Source organism: Mycolicibacterium arcueilense, assembly GCF_058536225.1.
This window is the reverse complement of record NZ_JBZTYL010000026.1, coordinates 109,870-125,283: the sequence shown is the minus strand read 5'-3', so window position 1 is coordinate 125,283 and position 15,414 is coordinate 109,870. Positions and strand designations below refer to the sequence as shown.

Annotated in this window: 17 protein-coding genes; 5 read left to right on the top strand and 12 right to left on the bottom strand. The window is 65.6% G+C overall.

Annotated elements, in window-relative coordinates; translation table 11 throughout:
- Positions 1 to 7 precede the first annotated feature (7 nt).
- From AC4LGL_RS24810 to AC4LGL_RS24795, 4 genes are all read right to left on the bottom strand, one after another.
- Positions 8 to 304 (bottom strand): DUF1330 domain-containing protein, encoded by a 297-nt coding sequence (locus AC4LGL_RS24810; RefSeq protein ID WP_003880116.1) that lies wholly within the window; start codon positions 302 to 304, stop codon positions 8 to 10.
- 15 nt (positions 305 to 319) lie between these two features.
- Positions 320 to 514, bottom strand: coding sequence for a ferredoxin (locus tag AC4LGL_RS24805; protein WP_055115949.1), 195 nt, complete (start codon positions 512 to 514; stop codon positions 320 to 322).
- Positions 514 to 1,794 (bottom strand): cytochrome P450, encoded by a 1,281-nt coding sequence (locus AC4LGL_RS24800; protein ID WP_491841392.1) that lies wholly within the window; start codon positions 1,792 to 1,794, stop codon positions 514 to 516. The genes AC4LGL_RS24805 and AC4LGL_RS24800 overlap by 1 nt, the downstream gene beginning before the upstream one ends.
- Before the next feature lie 135 nt (positions 1,795 to 1,929).
- Positions 1,930 to 2,682 carry an SDR family NAD(P)-dependent oxidoreductase gene (locus AC4LGL_RS24795; protein WP_491841082.1) on the bottom strand — a complete coding sequence of 251 codons (753 nt, stop codon included), beginning with the start codon at positions 2,680 to 2,682 and terminating at the stop codon, positions 1,930 to 1,932.
- Positions 2,683 to 2,745: 63 nt separating this feature from the next.
- Between AC4LGL_RS24795 and AC4LGL_RS24790 the strand changes: the two genes are divergently transcribed.
- The 4 genes from AC4LGL_RS24790 to AC4LGL_RS24775 are packed head-to-tail and all read left to right on the top strand — an operon-like array spanning position 2,746 to position 6,756.
- Complete coding sequence (locus tag AC4LGL_RS24790; RefSeq protein ID WP_491841081.1) at positions 2,746 to 3,399, top strand: TetR/AcrR family transcriptional regulator; 654 nt, start codon at positions 2,746 to 2,748, stop codon at positions 3,397 to 3,399.
- Positions 3,400 to 3,428: 29 nt separating this feature from the next.
- Entirely contained in the window at positions 3,429 to 4,736 is a 1,308-nt protein-coding gene (locus AC4LGL_RS24785) for an acyl-CoA dehydrogenase family protein (RefSeq protein ID WP_491841080.1), read from the top strand.
- Positions 4,733 to 5,758, top strand: coding sequence for a phosphotransferase family protein (locus AC4LGL_RS24780; protein WP_491841079.1), 1,026 nt, complete (start codon positions 4,733 to 4,735; stop codon positions 5,756 to 5,758). The genes AC4LGL_RS24785 and AC4LGL_RS24780 overlap by 4 nt, the downstream gene beginning before the upstream one ends.
- On the top strand, positions 5,755 to 6,756 hold the full coding sequence (locus AC4LGL_RS24775; protein ID WP_491841078.1) for an NADPH:quinone oxidoreductase family protein: 1,002 nt from the start codon (positions 5,755 to 5,757) through the stop codon (positions 6,754 to 6,756). The genes AC4LGL_RS24780 and AC4LGL_RS24775 overlap by 4 nt, the downstream gene beginning before the upstream one ends.
- On the opposite strand, the gene AC4LGL_RS24770 is transcribed toward AC4LGL_RS24775, so the two are convergent.
- The gene (locus AC4LGL_RS24770; protein ID WP_491841077.1) at positions 6,713 to 7,069 is read right to left on the bottom strand and encodes a limonene-1,2-epoxide hydrolase family protein; all 357 of its coding nucleotides are present in this window, start codon (positions 7,067 to 7,069) and stop codon (positions 6,713 to 6,715) included. The genes AC4LGL_RS24775 and AC4LGL_RS24770 overlap by 44 nt on opposite strands.
- 272 nt (positions 7,070 to 7,341) lie before the next feature.
- On the opposite strand from AC4LGL_RS24770, the gene AC4LGL_RS24765 reads away from it, so the two are divergent.
- The gene (locus AC4LGL_RS24765; RefSeq protein WP_491841391.1) at positions 7,342 to 8,463 is read left to right on the top strand and encodes a cytochrome P450; all 1,122 of its coding nucleotides are present in this window, start codon (positions 7,342 to 7,344) and stop codon (positions 8,461 to 8,463) included.
- A 69-nt stretch (positions 8,464 to 8,532) separates the two neighbouring features.
- Here AC4LGL_RS24765 and AC4LGL_RS24760 read toward each other — a convergent pair whose 3' ends face one another.
- The 7 genes from AC4LGL_RS24760 to AC4LGL_RS24730 form a co-directional block, all read right to left on the bottom strand.
- Positions 8,533 to 9,036, bottom strand: coding sequence for a hypothetical protein (locus AC4LGL_RS24760; protein ID WP_055120461.1), 504 nt, complete (start codon positions 9,034 to 9,036; stop codon positions 8,533 to 8,535).
- Positions 9,037 to 9,050: 14 nt separating this feature from the next.
- A complete protein-coding gene (locus AC4LGL_RS24755) occupies positions 9,051 to 9,704 on the bottom strand; it encodes a TetR/AcrR family transcriptional regulator (RefSeq protein WP_491841076.1) in 654 nt (217 codons plus the stop codon).
- A gap of 116 nt (positions 9,705 to 9,820) precedes the next feature.
- Entirely contained in the window at positions 9,821 to 10,969 is a 1,149-nt protein-coding gene (locus AC4LGL_RS24750; protein WP_055115964.1) for an acyl-CoA dehydrogenase family protein, read from the bottom strand.
- A 15-nt stretch (positions 10,970 to 10,984) separates the two neighbouring features.
- Positions 10,985 to 12,142, bottom strand: coding sequence for a thiolase family protein (locus tag AC4LGL_RS24745; protein ID WP_491841075.1), 1,158 nt, complete (start codon positions 12,140 to 12,142; stop codon positions 10,985 to 10,987).
- Between the two features lie 21 nt (positions 12,143 to 12,163).
- Positions 12,164 to 13,387, bottom strand: a complete 1,224-nt coding sequence (locus tag AC4LGL_RS24740) for a CaiB/BaiF CoA transferase family protein (protein WP_491841074.1) — start codon at positions 13,385 to 13,387, stop codon at positions 12,164 to 12,166.
- Positions 13,388 to 13,418: 31 nt separating this feature from the next.
- Entirely contained in the window at positions 13,419 to 14,177 is a 759-nt protein-coding gene (locus AC4LGL_RS24735; RefSeq protein WP_491841073.1) for an SDR family oxidoreductase, read from the bottom strand.
- Between the two features lie 15 nt (positions 14,178 to 14,192).
- On the bottom strand, positions 14,193 to 15,371 hold the full coding sequence (locus AC4LGL_RS24730) for an acyl-CoA dehydrogenase family protein (RefSeq protein ID WP_491841072.1): 1,179 nt from the start codon (positions 15,369 to 15,371) through the stop codon (positions 14,193 to 14,195).
- Positions 15,372 to 15,414 lie beyond the last annotated feature (43 nt).

Genomic DNA, 15,414 nt, shown 5'->3' with positions numbered 1-15,414 from the left:
CGCCCGATCAGGAGGGGAAGCCGGAGAGGATGACGCCGTTGCACTCCGCGGCGCCTTGGCGGACCTTGGCGGCCGCCTGGTAGGCGTCGGAGTAGTACCACTCGCGGGCGGCGTCAACGGATTCGAACTCGAGCACCACGGTCTGGGTGCCGTGCCAGGCGCCCTCGATCACCTCGGGCTTCTGGTCGACGGCCACGATGGTTGCGCCGCCCATCGCCTTCGACGCCAGTTTGGCGTACTCACCCATACCGGCCGGGTCTTTGATGTCCTCGGTGATGATGACGTAACCCTTGGCAGATGCCATTGCGAATCTCTTTCTCTAGTTGTCGATTTCGCTGATCGCCCGTTCCGGGCAGTTCTGTATCGCTTCGCGGGCGGCGTCTTCCAGCCCGGCCGGAACTTCTTCCGGGTCGGCCACGGCCCAACCGTCGTCTGACATCTCGAAGACCTCGGGGCACAGAGTCAGGCACATGCCGTGGCCGGCACAACGGTCCTCGTCAACCCGCACCTTCATCAGCTGTCGAACTCCAGATGCAGCTCGGTGAGCCCGCGCAGGATGAACGTCGGGATGTAGTTGTAGCGCCGTTCGCCGTCCGAGCCGTGCTTGGCCTCGGAGATGCGGATGTCGGTGGTGCGGTCCAACAGGCGCTCGAGGCCGACCCGGGTCTCGGCGCGTGCCAACGGGGCGCCGGGGCAGCTGTGGATGCCACGACCGAAAGCCAGGTGCTGGCGGGCGTTCTTGCGCGCCGGGTCGAAGGTGTCGGGATCCTCGAAGCGGCGAGGGTCGCGGTTGGCCGCACCGTTGAGCACCATCACCGTGGTGCCCGCGGTCAACTCGGTCTCACCGATGGTCACCGGGCAACGCGACAGCCGGAAGTCGCCCTTGACCGGGCTCTCGATCCGCAGCGCTTCCTCGATGAAGTTCGGGATCAGGCTGCGGTCGGCGCGCAGCCGCTGCTGGATTTCCGGCTGTTCACCGAGGACCTTCAGCGCGGTGCTGAGCAGGCGCACCGTGGTCTCCTGCCCGGCCGAGAAGACGTTGGTCGCCACCCTCGCGACATCGCCGACGTCGGGGATGCTGCCGTCGGGGAAGGTCGCCTCGGCGAGACCGGTGAGTACATCGTCGCGGGGGTTGGCCCGGCGATCCGAGATGTAATCAGAGAACTGACCGTAGAGGAACTCCAGCGGGCTGTGGGACAGCGACTCCTTGCTGGTGCTGCCGATGCCGCCGCCGGAATTCTGCTTGATGCCATTGACGAACGCTTCGCGATCCTCGTCTGGGATACCGAGGAGATCGGCGATCACCAACAGTGTGAACGGACCGGCGAAACCCTTGATGAACTCACCCCCGCCGGGCGCCAGGTAGCTGTCGAGCACTTCATCGGCCAACTGCCACATGGCGTCCTCGTTCTCTTTGAGGCGCTTGGGCGTGATGAGCCGCATCAACAGCGAGCGGTGATCGGTGTGGGTCGGCGGATCCAGCGTCGGCAGCTGATCACTGAACGGCAGATCATTGCGATGCTTGTCGATGAGCGCGGTGACCTCTTCGGCGCTGCGCCCTTCCAGCGGGACCGGGAACCCCGGGAAAGGCCCGGTGACCGACAGGCACGACGAGAAGGTCTCCTCGTCGTTGTAGACCTGCACGGCTTCGTCCCAGCCGGTCACCATGGTCACGTTGTAGTGGTCTTCCCGGCTGACTGGGCACTTGTTCCGCAGCGCCTCGAAGAACGGATACGGGTCGTCGACCAATCGTTCATCGCGGAAAAAATCGATACCCGTTGGGTCGATCGCCATCTGTTGCTCCCGTTCCAGCCACGCGTATGAGAATGCGCCTCTCATCTATGAATAGTAGATTTCCACAGCCCCGGTTGCGCGTCAACGTCGGACCCCAACCGATCAGCGACAAACAGCAAGAATAAGATTCTCGCCCTATCCACCCAGCATCGTCAGGCCGCCGTCGACAGCGATCAACTGACCGGTGATGAAGGCCGCCCCCTCGCCGGCCAGGAACACCAGAACCGGCCCCAGGTCGCGGGCCGGGTCCCCGAGTGCACCGCCCAACGGGATCGTCATCTTCATCTGCTGATCGACGAGCTTCGCGACCTCAGGGCCGAGGAACTCCCGAAGCCGATCCGCGCCGGGAGTCTCGACTGCCGGCGCGAGCGCGTTCACCGTCACCCGGTCCGCCGCCCACGCCTTGGCCGCAGATCGCGTCCAGGCCTGGACCGCACCCTTGGTCGCCGCGTACACGGCCGAGATGGCGCTGCCCATGACCGCCTCGGCCGAGCCGAAGTTGATGATGCGTCCGCCGGAACCGCGCATGGCCGCGTAGGCGGCCTGGTTGGCGAAGATGGTGACCTTGAGGTTGGTGTCGACCAGATAGTCGATCTCGGCCACCTCGATCTGCCCGGGGATGCCCGGTTGCCACAGGCCCGCCGCGTGCACCAGGACGTCGAGGCCGCCTATGGCCTGTGCCGCCGAGGTCACCATGGCGTCGACCGCGGCCGCATCGCGCAGGTCGCACTGTAGCCAGGTCACCGTCGCTCCGTCGGGCGGCGGAGTCCGGTGGTAGGTGGCCACGACGTCGGCGCCCGCGGCACTCAGCACATCCACGGCGGCCGCCCCAATACCCGAGGCGCCGCCGGTGACCAGAATCCGGCGACCGTGCAGCGGTTGGTTCATATTGAGATAGTTAGACAAACGTCAACTATTTTCAATAGTCGAATCCGTTGTTAGAGTCCGAATATGCCCAAGGAAGTCACGACAGACACTGCTGACAGCAGTCAACGTCGCGCCTCGTTCCAACGGGCCCGCTCGCACCAGACCAAACGCGACCTGGTCCAGGCCGCGATGGCGCTCTGGCGCACCAACGGATACGCCAAGACCACAGTGGCCGACATCTGCCGAGCCGCAGGGGTGTCCCGGGCGTTGTTCTACTTCTACTTCCCGGCCAAAGAAGACGTGCTGTTCGAGGTCGGCCTGACCTCGACCCGCCTGGCCCAGAAGCGCGTGAAGTCCCTGCTGACCGGCGATTACGACATGATGGCCGTCATCACGGAGGCACTCCGCAGCCTGGAACGGTCGATGGCGCGCAACCCACCAGAACTGATCGTCGAGACGATCCTGGAGGGGTACCGGCACGAGCACCGGATCCTGGCCGGCGACGTCGACCCCGATACGCAGGACGCCGACATGTTCGGCGAGTTGTTCACGCGCGCCCAGGCCGACGGCAAGCTCGGCGCACACGTCGACGTGCCGCACCTGTCCCGGCTGGCCCAGATCCTGGTCAGCGAAGGTGTCCGGCATTGGGCCGGGGGCAGCTACGGCGACCGCTCGTTCACCGAGCTCGTCGCACGCGACATCGGCGCGATGATCACCGGCTTCAACACCACCACCTAGCCACCTACAACCAGAGCGGAGGACCCCCGATGGCGTGGGATTTCGAGACCGACCCCGAGTATCAGGAATTGCTGGACTGGGCAGACGAATTTGTGACCGAGCAGGTCGAACCGCTCGACCTGGCGTGGCCGCACAAACAGTTCACCCCATTGGAGGGCAGCCGCCGGGAGGCCATCGACCCGCTCAAGGCACAGGTGCGTGAAAAAGGTTTGTGGGCCACTCATCTGGGCCCCGAGCTCGGCGGGCAGGGTCACGGGCAGCTCAAGCTCGCGCTGCTCAACGAGATCCTGGGCCGCTCGCAGTGGGCGCCCATCGTGTTCGGCTGTCAGGCCCCCGACACCGGCAATGCCGAGATCATCGCGCATTACGGGACCGAGCAACAGAAGAAGCGCTACCTGCATCCACTGCTCGAGGGAGAGTTGTTCTCCTGCTACTCGATGACCGAGCCGCACGCCGGTGCGGACCCCACCCTGTTCACCACGAGCGCGGTGAGAGATGGGGATGGGTCGAGCTGGATCATTAATGGCTGGAAGTTCTTCTCCTCCAACGCCGCAACCGCATCGTTCCTGATCGTCATGGTGGTGACCAATCCCGAGGTCAGCGCCTACCAGGGCATGTCGATGTTCCTGGTGCCCACCGACACCCCCGGCGTCAAGATCGTCCGCAACGTCGGTTTGTACGGTGAGCCGGACAACGAGGGCAGCCACGCGTTGATCCACTACGACAACGTCCGTGTTCCCGCCGAAGCTCTGTTGGGCGGCGAGGGCCGGGCGTTCGTCATCGCCCAGACACGGTTGGGCGGCGGCCGGATTCACCACGCGATGCGCACGATCGGCCTGGCCCAGAAGGCGCTCGACATGATGTGCGAACGTGCGCTCAGCCGCGAGACGCAGGGCAGCCGGCTATCCGACAAACAGTTCGTCCAGGGTTACATCGCCGACTCCTACGCCCAGTTGCTGCAATTCCGGCTGATGGTCCTCTACACCGCGTGGGAGATCGACAAGTACAACGACTACAAGAAGGTCCGCAAGGACATCGCCGCCGTCAAGGTGGCCATGCCCACCGTGCTGCACGACATCGCCTGGCGGGCAATGCAGATCCACGGCGCGCTGGGCGTCACCAACGAGATGCCCTTCCTCGGCATGGTCACCGGCGCCGCGGTGATGGGCCTGGCCGACGGTCCGACGGAGGTACATAAGACCACCGTCGCCCGGCAGGTGCTGCGCGACTACCAGCCGACCACCGACACCTGGCCCACCGAGTGGATCCCGCGCAAGCGCGACGCCGCGAAGGCCAAGTTCGCCGAATACCTGGAAGCTGAGGTGGGCAACCTGTGAGCACGATCGAAACTGCGCGCCTTGCCGATTGGATGGACAACGCCGGGCTGGCTGGCAAGGGCGAACCGCTGGAGGCCCGCTTCCTGTCCGGCGGAACCCAGAATGTCATCTACGAGATCCGCCGTGGCGAGCACACGTGCGTGCTGCGCATGCCGCCGGACGGCACCCCACCGGACCGGGACAAGGGGATCCTGCGGGAGTGGCGCATCATCGAGGCACTCGACGGCACGGAGGTCCCGCACACCGCAGCGGTCGGAGTCTGCGCCGATCCGCAGGTGCTGGGCCGGCCGTTCTATCTGATGGGATTCGTCGACGGCTGGTCGCCGATGGATACCCACGGTCGCTGGCCTGAGCCGTTCGACTCCGACCTGAGCACCCGGCCCGGGCTGAGTTATCAGCTGGCCGAGGGTATTGCGTTGCTGTCGAAGGTGGACTGGCAGGCCAAGGGGCTGAGCGATCTGGGCAGGCCCGACGGCTTTCACGAACGCCAGGTCGACCGCTGGATCGGATTCCTCGACCGGATCAAGAACCGTGAGTTGCCCGGGCTGGAGGTGGCCACGGACTGGCTGCGTGCCCACAAGCCGCTCGATTTCATCCCGGGCCTGATGCACGGGGACTACCAGTTCGCCAATGTCATGTACCGCCACGGCGCACCGGCCACGATGGCCGCGATCGTGGACTGGGAGATGGGCACCGTCGGCGACCCGAAGCTGGACCTTGCCTGGATGGTGCAATCGTGGCCCTCCGACACAGACAACCCGGAGCCGTCCGAGATGGGTTATGTCGACATGCGTGGGATGCCCTCGCGCGACGACGTCGTGGCGCACTACGCGAAGGTCTCCGGACGCCAGGTGGACGACCTCGACTACTACCTGGTGCTGGCGAAGTGGAAGCTGGCGATCGTCCTGGAGCAGGGTTTTCAGCGGGCGGGCGACGACGAGAAGCTGCTGGCATTCGGGCCGGTGGTCACCGAGCTGATGCGATCTGCCGCCGAACTCGCCGAATCCACCGACTACACGTGAAGGCCGCCGTCTGCCCCGAGTACGGGCCTCCGGATGTCGTTCGCCTCGACGACGTCCCCGCTCCCCCGCTGGAGTCCGGCCAGGTACGGGTCGAAGTCGGCGCGGCCGCGGTGAACTTCCCCGATGTACTGCTGGTCGCCGACAAGTACCAGATGCACGTACCGGTGCCGTTCATCCCGGGTAGTGAGTTCGCCGGGGTGGTCACCGAGGTCGCCCCTGACACCGACGGTTTCGCCGTCGGCGACCGGGTGACCGGAACCGGATTGTTCGGTGCGTTCGCCGAGCAGGTGTGCGTTGCGGCGTCGGGATTGGCCCGAATTCCCGACCATGTGGACGACGGCACCGCGGCGGCCTTCGGAGTGGCTCACCGCACCGCGTATCACACGTTGCGCTCGGTGGCCCGGATCCAACCCGCCGACGACGTGATCGTGCTGGGCGCCGGCGGCGGCGTGGGTCTTGCGGCGGTGCAGCTCGCAACCGCCCTCGGCGCACGGGTCACGGCAGTCGCCTCGTCTGACGAAAAGCTCTCCACCGCAGCTCAATACGGTGCCGTCTCGCTCGTCAACCACGCGCGCGGCGACCTGCGCGCCGCTCTGCGGGAAGCCCTGCCCGACGGCGCGCACGCCGTGCTCGACCCGGTCGGCGGGGACCTGTCCGAGCCGGCGTTACGGTCGCTGCGTCGCGGCGGCCGGTTCGTGACGATCGGCTACGCCTCTGGCGTCATTCCCCGCATCCCGCTGAACCTGGTTCTGGTCAAGGGAATTCACGTTCTGGGCTTTCAATTTCAGGACATCGCCCCGGACGAGTTCGCCCGCAACGAAGAGGAATTGCGGGATCTTCTGGCCACCGGCACCGTTCGACCACACATCGGTGCGGTCTATCCGCTCAGCGAAACCGCTGCGGCACTGTGCGAGGTGGCCTCCGGCAAAGCTGTCGGCAAGGTCGTGATCGACCTCAGGACTCCTTCGGCGGATAGAAGTATTCCCGCCACGCCGTGATCTTCTCGTCCCGCACCTCGTAGGCACCCATGACCGGCCAGCTCATCTGCTGTCCGTTCACGATCCAGTGATCGCGCCGTTCCATCAACACGACATCTCCGTCGACTGCGAGGTGCAGGATCTCCAGGTCGACGCATTTCCCGCCGGCGAAGAACACCTTCATCATCTCGTGAATCGCATCGCGCCCCGAGAGTTTCGGCCAGTCGGGGCCGATGTCAAAGGTGGCGTCGTCGGCGAAGTGACTCATGACCTCGTCGACGTCGTTGCTCCCCCATGCGGCGATCTCGGCGCGCACGATTTTCTCAGCGGTCATCAGTCCCCCGTCGGCCGTTGTGACAGAGATTTACACTAGCCCGCCCGAGTGTAATTCCGATAGACATCACTTCCGGACCAGCTCACCTTTCAATCCGCAACAGCCCGTATCGAATTCGATCCGATTCTGAGCGCCGGCGAGCCAATCCTTGACCGGGCTACCCCCGGCCTGCTAAGCAGGTGCACAGCCCATTCGATACGGTCAGGAGACCAGCCGTGCCCACGTCGACCGAAGCCGACCTGTACTACGACCCGTACAGCGTCGAGCTCAACATGGACCCCTATTCGGTGTTTGCCCGAATCAGGGAAGAAGCCCCGCTGTATTACAACGAGCAGCACGACTTCTACGCACTGAGCCGGTACGACGATGTCAACAAGGCGGTCATCGACCATGAGACATTCATCTCCGGGCGCGGAGCCCTGCTCGAGATCATCAAGTCCGGCATGGAGATACCGCCGGGAACACTGATCTTCGAGGATCCGCCGATCCACAACATTCACCGCAACCTGCTGTCGCGGGTGTTCACCCCGCGTAAGGTGCTGGCACTCGAACCGCAGATCCGAGAATTCACCGCGCGTTGCCTGGATCCGCTGATCGGGTCGGACAAGTTCGACTTCGTCAACGACCTGGGCGAACAGATGCCGATGCGCGTCATCGGCATGCTGCTGGGCATCCCCGAGGACCGGCAACGCGCCATCACCGACCACGGCGAGGAGACCCTGCAGGGGCAGACAGTCGACGCCCTGGCCACCGGTGAGGTGTTCGCGGAGTTCATCGACTGGCGCACCGAGCACCCGTCCGACGACATCATGACCGACCTGCTCAACGCCGAGTTCACCGACGAGACCGGCACCGTGCGCACGCTGCGTCGCGACGAGCTGCTGCTGTACCTGACGGTCATCGCAACAGCCGGCTCCGAGACCACCACGCGCCTGATCGGCTGGGCCGGAAAGACCCTGGCCGACGTCCCGGATCAACGTCGTGAGCTGGTGGAGAATCCTGAGCTCATCCCCCAGGCGATCGAGGAGATCCTGCGCTGGGAGCCGCCGGCACTGCAGATCGCCCGCTACGTCACCCGCGATGTCGAGTACTACGGCCGAACCGTTCCGGAGGGCTCGGCGATGCTCATGCTGGTCGGCGCGGCGAACCGCGACCACCGGCGGTTCGCACCGGACGGTGACGTCTTCGACATCCACCGGGAACAGAAGTCCCACATGACTTTCGGTGCAGGCACGCACTTCTGCATGGGCAACGCACTGGCCCGCCTGGAGGGGCGCATCGCCTTGGAGGAGATCCTCAAACGATTCCCGGAGTGGACTGTCGACTGGGCCAACGCCAAACCGTCGGAGACCGCCGCGGTGCGGGGCTGGTCAGCGATGCCCACTTTCGTCTAGCGCGCCGAGCGTGCACTCAGATCGCGAAATCGCGTGAATTCGCGATCTGTATGCACGCTCGGCGAGAGATCAGCTGGCCGGAATCAGATCCGCTGGCACCGAGCGACTGAGCATCGTGCCGCAACGGAACGCCTCGGTGTTGCCGACCACCTTGGCTTCGGGATCGTTGACCGCGGCGAGCGCCTGGGCCTTGAAAGCGCGTGCGGCGGCGGACAATTCGTGACGTACCGGGTCAACACTCAGATCGGCCGGACACTCGTCGCCCCACAGCGTCACCTCGGTGTGGCCCTGCTCCAGCGCCCCCAGGACGCCGCGTCGTACCCGCTCGTCGGTGTTGAACAGGTTGGCGGCCACCGCGACGGTCTGCGGATGCGGCCGGTCCTCCCAAGACTCCAGGACGGACTCCAGCGCAATGGTCTCGACCCCGAGGATCGCCAGCGGCCGGACATCCTCGTCGGCGCCGATCAGCACCGTGACATCCCACCCCGCCATCACCCGATCGACGAGCCAGCCGCCGGCGAACCGGACCGCGTCGACCACACAGGGGGCGACCACATCAAGCCGATACCGCATGTCGTCCTCCAATCTCACTGGACGGTCGCCCCGTTGCGGCCGTCCGGCTGCTCGATCTCCCGCCCCAGCATGTCGGCGTAGCTCTTGAACACGTCCGTCAACGGGAGCGAGGGATCGAGTAGCCATGAGGTCTCCATTCCATTGATGAATGCCAGGATCTCCACGGCCTTGGTGGCCGCGTCGAAGTCGGAGCGGTAGCGGCCACTGTGCTGGCCGCGGGTGATGATGTCGGTGACGATGTCGCGCGCAGCTTGCTGTCGTTTCAGCAAACGATCGTGCAGTGGCGCATCAGGTTGGATGTTCTCCACCAACAGAACCGTGAAGGTGCCGACCAGTTCAGGCGCCCGGACAAACCGCTCGGCAACCCGCTTGATCTCCTGAGCGAGATCGCCGGAGCGGTCGGCGTGGGTGTCGTCGTCATGGTCGCGGGCGTCGAGCACTGCGTTGAGCAGTTGTTCCTTGGACTCGAAGTGGTGCAGCAGACCGGCCGGGGTGACGCCGACCTCCCGGGCTATCTGAGCCAGCGAGGTGTTGCGCCAACCATTGCGGGCGAGCAGCTTCTCAGCCACAGAAAGTATCCGCTGCCTGCGGTCTTCCCCCTTGGCCAGGAGCGTCTCATAGGGCCGTGCGCCCTGAGAGGACACCTCTGCCCCTGCAACTGAAGTCACCGAACTCCTTCGTCGAACCAACCTAGTGAACACACAGTAGGTTGGTTTGACCGTTGTGACAAGCGTCTCAGGAAAAGAAGTTTCCGACGGCCGTCACAGCCGCCGGATATACCCGCTCAGAGCCCCAGCGACTTGGCGATGATCACCTTCATGACCTCGCTGGTCCCGGCATAGATGCGCGCCACCCGGGCATCCGTGTAGAGCCGGGCGATGGGGTACTCCATCATGTAGCCGTACCCGCCGAAGAGCTGCAGGCAACGATCGATCACTCGCGCCTGCATCTCCGTGCAGAACAGTTTCACCCGGGCCGCGTCGGCACCGGACAGTTCGCCGTCGACGTGCAGGGCCACCGCCCGGTCGAGCATCGCCTGCGCCGCTTCGACCTCCGTCGAGCACGCCGCGAGTTCGAACTTGGTGTTCTGAAAAGACGCCACCGGTTGGCCGAACGCCTTGCGGTCCTTGGTGTAGCCGATCGCCGCCGCAATTGCCGAGCGCGCCTGAGCCACCGAACCCACCGCCACGGTGAGCCGCTCCTGGGCCAGGTTGTGGCCGAGGTAGCTGAAGGCCTCGCCCTCCTCCCCCAGCACGTTCGCCACGGGCACCCGGACGTCGGTGAACGACAGCTCGGCGGTGTCCTGCACCTTGCAGCCCATCTTCTCCAACTCGCGGCCCCGCTCGAAGCCCGCCATGCCGTCCTCGACGACCAGCAGTGTCAGCCCCTTGCGCCGGTTCTCCGGGTCGGTCGACGTCCGTGCCACGACAACCACCAGATCGGCCTGGATGCCGCCGGTGATGAACGTCTTGGCACCGTTGAGCACGTACTCGTCACCATCCCGGACCGCGGTGGTGCGCATTCCGGCCAGGTCCGAACCCGTTCCCGGCTCGGTCATCGCGACCGCGGTCAGCAGTGTGCCCGCGGCCAGCCCGGGGAACCACCGCTGCCGCTGCTCCTCGTTCGCGTAGTGCAGGAAGTACGGCAGGATCACCTCGAGCTGAGTCCGCACCGTCGACAACGTCACCAGTGCACGGGCCGCCTCCTCCTGCAGCACCACGTTGTAGCGGTAGTCGCCGATGCCGGCGCCGCCGTACTCCTCGGGGATCGCCATCCCGAGCATGCCGAGTTCACCCATCTGCTTGAAGACGTCACGGGGCATCCGTCCGCCCTTCTCCCACTCGGGATAGGCGGGGACGACTTCCTTCTCGATGAAATCCCGTGCGAGGGCGCGGAACGCCTCGTGGTCCTCGGTGAACAGGTTGCGTTGCACTACTTCTCCCTAGCGTCAGTCGATGAGCTCGACCAGCGTGGCGTTGGCGGTGCCGCCACCCTCACACATGGTCTGCAGTCCGTAACGAATTCCGTTGTCGCGCATGTGGTTGATCATCCGGGTCATCAGCACCGCACCCGACGCACCGAGCGGATGTCCGAGCGCGATGGCACCGCCGAGCGGGTTCAGTTTGGCCTCGTCGGCGCCGGTCTCGGCCAGCCAGGCCAGAGGCACGGGGGCAAATGCCTCGTTCACCTCGAACACGCCGACCTCGTCCAGACGCACGCCGGCCTTGTGCAGCACCTTCTCGGTCGCCGGGATGGGCCCGGTCAGCATCAACACCGGGTCCGCGCCCGTCACCACGCCCGCCCGGTACCGCGCGATGGGCGTAAGGCCCATTGCCAGAGCGGCTTCGGCCGTCATCACCAGCAGGGCCGCGGCACCGTCGGAGATCTGTGAGGAGTTGCCCGCGTGGATCACCCCGTCCTCGGCGAAGGCGGGCTTGAGACCGGCGAGCTTCTCCACCGTGCTGCCGCGGCGGACCCCTTCGTCGGCGACCACCGGATCAAGCTGGTCGGCGGGGTCGGGAAACACGGTGATCATCTGGTTCTCGAAGGCGCCGCGGTCCTGCGCCGCCGCGGCCCGCTCGTGCGAGGCGACGGAGTACTCGTCCAGCTGGGTCCGGCTGAAACCCCACTTCTGCGAGATCATCTCGGCCGAGATGCCCTGGTTGAACGAAAAATCCTGGTACCGCTCGAACACTTTCGGCCCATATGGCTGACCGGTGGCCCGGGCCGCTCCCAGCGGCACCTTGCTCATCACCTCGACCCCGCCTGCGACGACGACGTCCTGCTGGCCCGACATGACGGCCTGAACCGCGAAATCCAGCGCCTGCTGGCTGGATCCGCAGGCGCGGTTGACCGTGGTGCCCGGGATGTGTTCGGGCCAGCCGGCGGCCAGCACCGAGTACCGGCCGATGTTGCTGGACTGATCGCCGACCTGGGAGACGCAGCCCCAGACCACGTCGTCGATGATGTCGGGGCTGATGCCCGCCCGCTCCACCAGCGCGTTGAGCACCAGTGCCGACAGGTCGGCGGCATGGAATCCCGACAGGCCGCCGTTGCGCTTGCCGACCGGGGTACGGACGGCCTCGACGATGACGGTTTCGCGCATTGGATTCTCCGTTCTTCTTGACTAGGACTGCGGGTAGGCGGGGCCGATCGCGCCCTGCTCGCGCAGCACGGCGATCTGCTCGGCGCTCAGGCCGGTCCCGCTCAGGATGGCATCGGTGTGCTCGCCGAGTCCCGGCACTGCGCCCATCCCCAGTTCCATCCCGCTGATGACCGGCGGCGGCAACAGCGCCGCGATCTCCCCGTTGGGGGTGCCGACCTGACGCCAACGGTCTCGCGCTTTCAGGTGCGGGTGGTCGATGACCTCGCTGGGCAGGTTGTACCGCGAATTGCCGATCCCGGCGTCATCGGCGGTCCGCTGGATGTCGTCGAGATCGTGCTGGGCACACCAGGATTCGATCGCCTTGTTGAGCTCGTCGCGATGCGCACAGCGGTCGGAGTTGGTGGCGAAGCGCGCATCGTCGGCGAGATCGGGCCGCTCGATGATCTCGCGCGCCAACCGCTGCCACTCCCGGTCGTTGGTGGTCCCCAGCACCACGGTCTGCCCGTCGCGGGTATCGAACGCCCCGTAGGGCGCCACCGCCGGCGAACTCATCCCCAGCGGAACCTGGTCGATCCCGGAGTGCTGGGTGTAGGCCAGCTGGTACCCCATGATGTCGGTCATGGTGTCGAACAGGCTGACCGCCACGGCCGGCGCGGCACCGGTGTCGCCCGAGCGGGCCCGACCGACCAGCAGCGCCATGACGGACAACGCCGAATACAGCCCGGTGGTGATATCGGCAACCGCCGCACCGGGTTTGGCCGGCATGCCCGCATAGCCGGTCGACGCGCACGAACCGGATTCGGCCTGCACCAACAGGTCGTAGGCGCGCTTGTGCGACAGCGGCCCGCCGGGGCCGTAACCGTCGATCTCCACCGGGATCACCTGAGGATGACGCAGCTTGAGGTCCTCGGGCCCCAACCCCAGGCGCGCGGTGGCACCCGGAGCGAGATTGGACACGAAGGCGTCGGCGCCGTCGAGCAACCGGTGCAGCACCTCCATGCCCTCGGGTGACTTCAGATTGAGGGTCACCGATTCCTTGCCGCGGTTGGCCCACACGAAATGGGCCGCCTGACCGAGCACGACATCGTCGTAGTCGCGGGCGAAGTCACCGCCCTTGGGGTTCTCGATCTTGATCACCCTGGCACCGAAATCAGCGAGCACCCGGGTGCACATCGGGGCGGAGACCGCCTGCTCCATCGCTATGACGGTGATACCGGCCAGCGGCAGGGAGGAACAGTCCGTCATCTGTGGTTCGCTCGTAAACTCGCTCACAAAGTCACATAACCATGCCGCCATCGACCGGCAATACCTGCCCGGTGATGTACGACGCGGCGTCGGAGGCCAGGAACACGAACGCGCCCGCGACCTCGTCGGCCTCGGCCCACCGTTTGAGCGGGATCCGGTTCATCATGTTGGCCGCGAACTTCTCATTGGTGCGGATGGTTTCCGTCATCGGCGTCGCCGCCAGCGGCGCCAGGGCGTTGACCATGATGTTCTTCGTCGCCAGCTCACGAGCCAGTGACTTGGTGAACCCGATCAGGCCGGCTTTGGCCGCCGAGTAGTTGACCTGCCCGAGCGTGCCGGTGAGGCCGGCCGCCGAGGTGACGTTGATGACACGGCCGGTCCCGTCGGTCGGCATGTGCGGCAGTGCGGCCTGCGTGACGTGGAACGTACCCATCACGTGGATGTCGAAGGTGACGCGGAAGGTCTCGTCAGTCAGCTTGGGGAACATCGCCGGCGACGTGACGCCCGCGTTGTTGACCACGATGTGCAGGTTGCCCTCGCCGAGTGCGGCGGCCTGCGCGGCGGCGGCCACTGCCGCGTCGCGGTCACTGACGTCCAGCGCGGCACTGTCGGCCTTGCCGCCCGCGGTGTTGATTCGGTCCGCGACCGCAGCCGCCGCCTGACCGCTGATGTCGGTGACGAGCACCGCGGCACCGGCCGCCGCGAGCGCCTCGGAAACCGCCGCGCCGATCCCGGCACCGGCCCCGGTCACCAGCGCCGAACGTCCGGTCAGGTCGAAATAGGTCCTCATAGATCTGGATATCTCCTAGTAGCTCTTGGGCAGGCCGAGCACGTTCGCGCTGAGGAAGTTCAGGATCATCTCCTGGCTCACCGGGGCGATCTTCATCAGTCGGGACTCCCGGAAGAACCGGGAGATGTTGTACTCCTCGGAGTAACCCATCCCGCCATGGGTCTGCAGCGCACGGTCGGCCGCACCGAACCCGGCGTCGGCACAAAGGTATTTGGCCATGTTGGCCTCGCGACCGCACGACTTACCGTTGTCGTAGAGCCAGGTGGCCTTGCGCAGGATCAGTTCGGCCGCATCCAAGCGGGCCAGTGAATCCGCCAGCGGGAACTGGATGCCCTGGTTCATGCCGATCGGGCGATCGAACACCACCCGCTCGTTGGCGTACTTGACCGCACGGTCCAGGGCCACGCGACCGATGCCGAGGGCCTCGGCGGCGATCAGCATCCGCTCCGGGTTGAGCCCGTGCAAGATGTACTTGAACCCCTTGCCCTCCTCGCCGATCAGGTGCTCGGCAGGCACCCGGAGATCGTCGATGAACAACTCGTTGGAGCTCACCGCATTCCGGCCCATCTTGTTGATGGGACGGATCTCGACGTGATCCCGGTCGAGGTCGGTCAGGAACAACGACAGCCCGTCGGTCGGCTTCCCGCCACGTTTCTCCACGTCCTCGCGGGACTCGGTGCGGGTGAGCAGCAGGATCTTCTCTGACTCAAGCGCTTTGGAGATCCACACCTTACGGCCGTTCACCACATAACTGTCGCCATCCTTCCTGGCGAACGTGGTGATACGTGAGGTGTCCAGGCCCGCACCGGGTTCGGTGACGCCGAAGCACACATGCAGATCGCCGTTGACGATGCGCGGCAGCGTCTCTTTCTTCATCTCCTCGGAGCCGAACACAACTACCGGCTGCATCCCGAAGATCGACATGTGAATCGCGCTGGCGGCGTTCATGGCTCCGCCGGACCGGGCCACCTCCTCGGCCAGGATGGTGGCCTCGGTGATACCGAGGCCGTGCCCGCCGTACTCCTCGGGGATGGTCATCCCCAGCCAGCCTCCGCCGGCGATGGCGTCGTAGAACTCCTGTGGGAACTCGTGACCCTGGTCCTTGGTCATCCAATAGTGATCGTCGAACTTGCCCGCCAGCTCCGCAACGGACTTGCGGATCAGCTGCTGGTCTTCGGTCAACTCGAAGTTCATACCGCCCGACACTGTGTGTTCTCCTATTTTTCTCAGCCGTTCG

Excerpts from the sequence above, each read along its gene's own strand:
- AC4LGL_RS24810 (WP_003880116.1), bottom strand. The coding sequence starts at position 304 with ATGGCATCTGCCAAGGGTTACGTCATCATCACCGAGGACATCAAAGAC.
- AC4LGL_RS24805 (WP_055115949.1), bottom strand. The coding sequence starts at position 514 with ATGAAGGTGCGGGTTGACGAGGACCGTTGTGCCGGCCACGGCATGTGC.
- AC4LGL_RS24800 (WP_491841392.1), bottom strand. The coding sequence starts at position 1,794 with ATGGCGATCGACCCAACGGGTATCGATTTTTTCCGCGATGAACGATTG.
- AC4LGL_RS24795 (WP_491841082.1), bottom strand. The coding sequence starts at position 2,682 with ATGAACCAACCGCTGCACGGTCGCCGGATTCTGGTCACCGGCGGCGCC.
- AC4LGL_RS24790 (WP_491841081.1), top strand. The coding sequence starts at position 2,746 with ATGCCCAAGGAAGTCACGACAGACACTGCTGACAGCAGTCAACGTCGC.
- AC4LGL_RS24785 (WP_491841080.1), top strand. The coding sequence starts at position 3,429 with ATGGCGTGGGATTTCGAGACCGACCCCGAGTATCAGGAATTGCTGGAC.
- AC4LGL_RS24770 (WP_491841077.1), bottom strand. The coding sequence starts at position 7,069 with ATGACCGCTGAGAAAATCGTGCGCGCCGAGATCGCCGCATGGGGGAGC.
- AC4LGL_RS24765 (WP_491841391.1), top strand. The coding sequence starts at position 7,342 with ATGGACCCCTATTCGGTGTTTGCCCGAATCAGGGAAGAAGCCCCGCTG.
- AC4LGL_RS24760 (WP_055120461.1), bottom strand. The coding sequence starts at position 9,036 with ATGCGGTATCGGCTTGATGTGGTCGCCCCCTGTGTGGTCGACGCGGTC.
- AC4LGL_RS24745 (WP_491841075.1), bottom strand. The coding sequence starts at position 12,142 with ATGCGCGAAACCGTCATCGTCGAGGCCGTCCGTACCCCGGTCGGCAAG.
- AC4LGL_RS24740 (WP_491841074.1), bottom strand. The coding sequence starts at position 13,387 with ATGACGGACTGTTCCTCCCTGCCGCTGGCCGGTATCACCGTCATAGCG.
- AC4LGL_RS24735 (WP_491841073.1), bottom strand. The coding sequence starts at position 14,177 with ATGAGGACCTATTTCGACCTGACCGGACGTTCGGCGCTGGTGACCGGG.
- AC4LGL_RS24730 (WP_491841072.1), bottom strand. The coding sequence starts at position 15,371 with ATGAACTTCGAGTTGACCGAAGACCAGCAGCTGATCCGCAAGTCCGTT.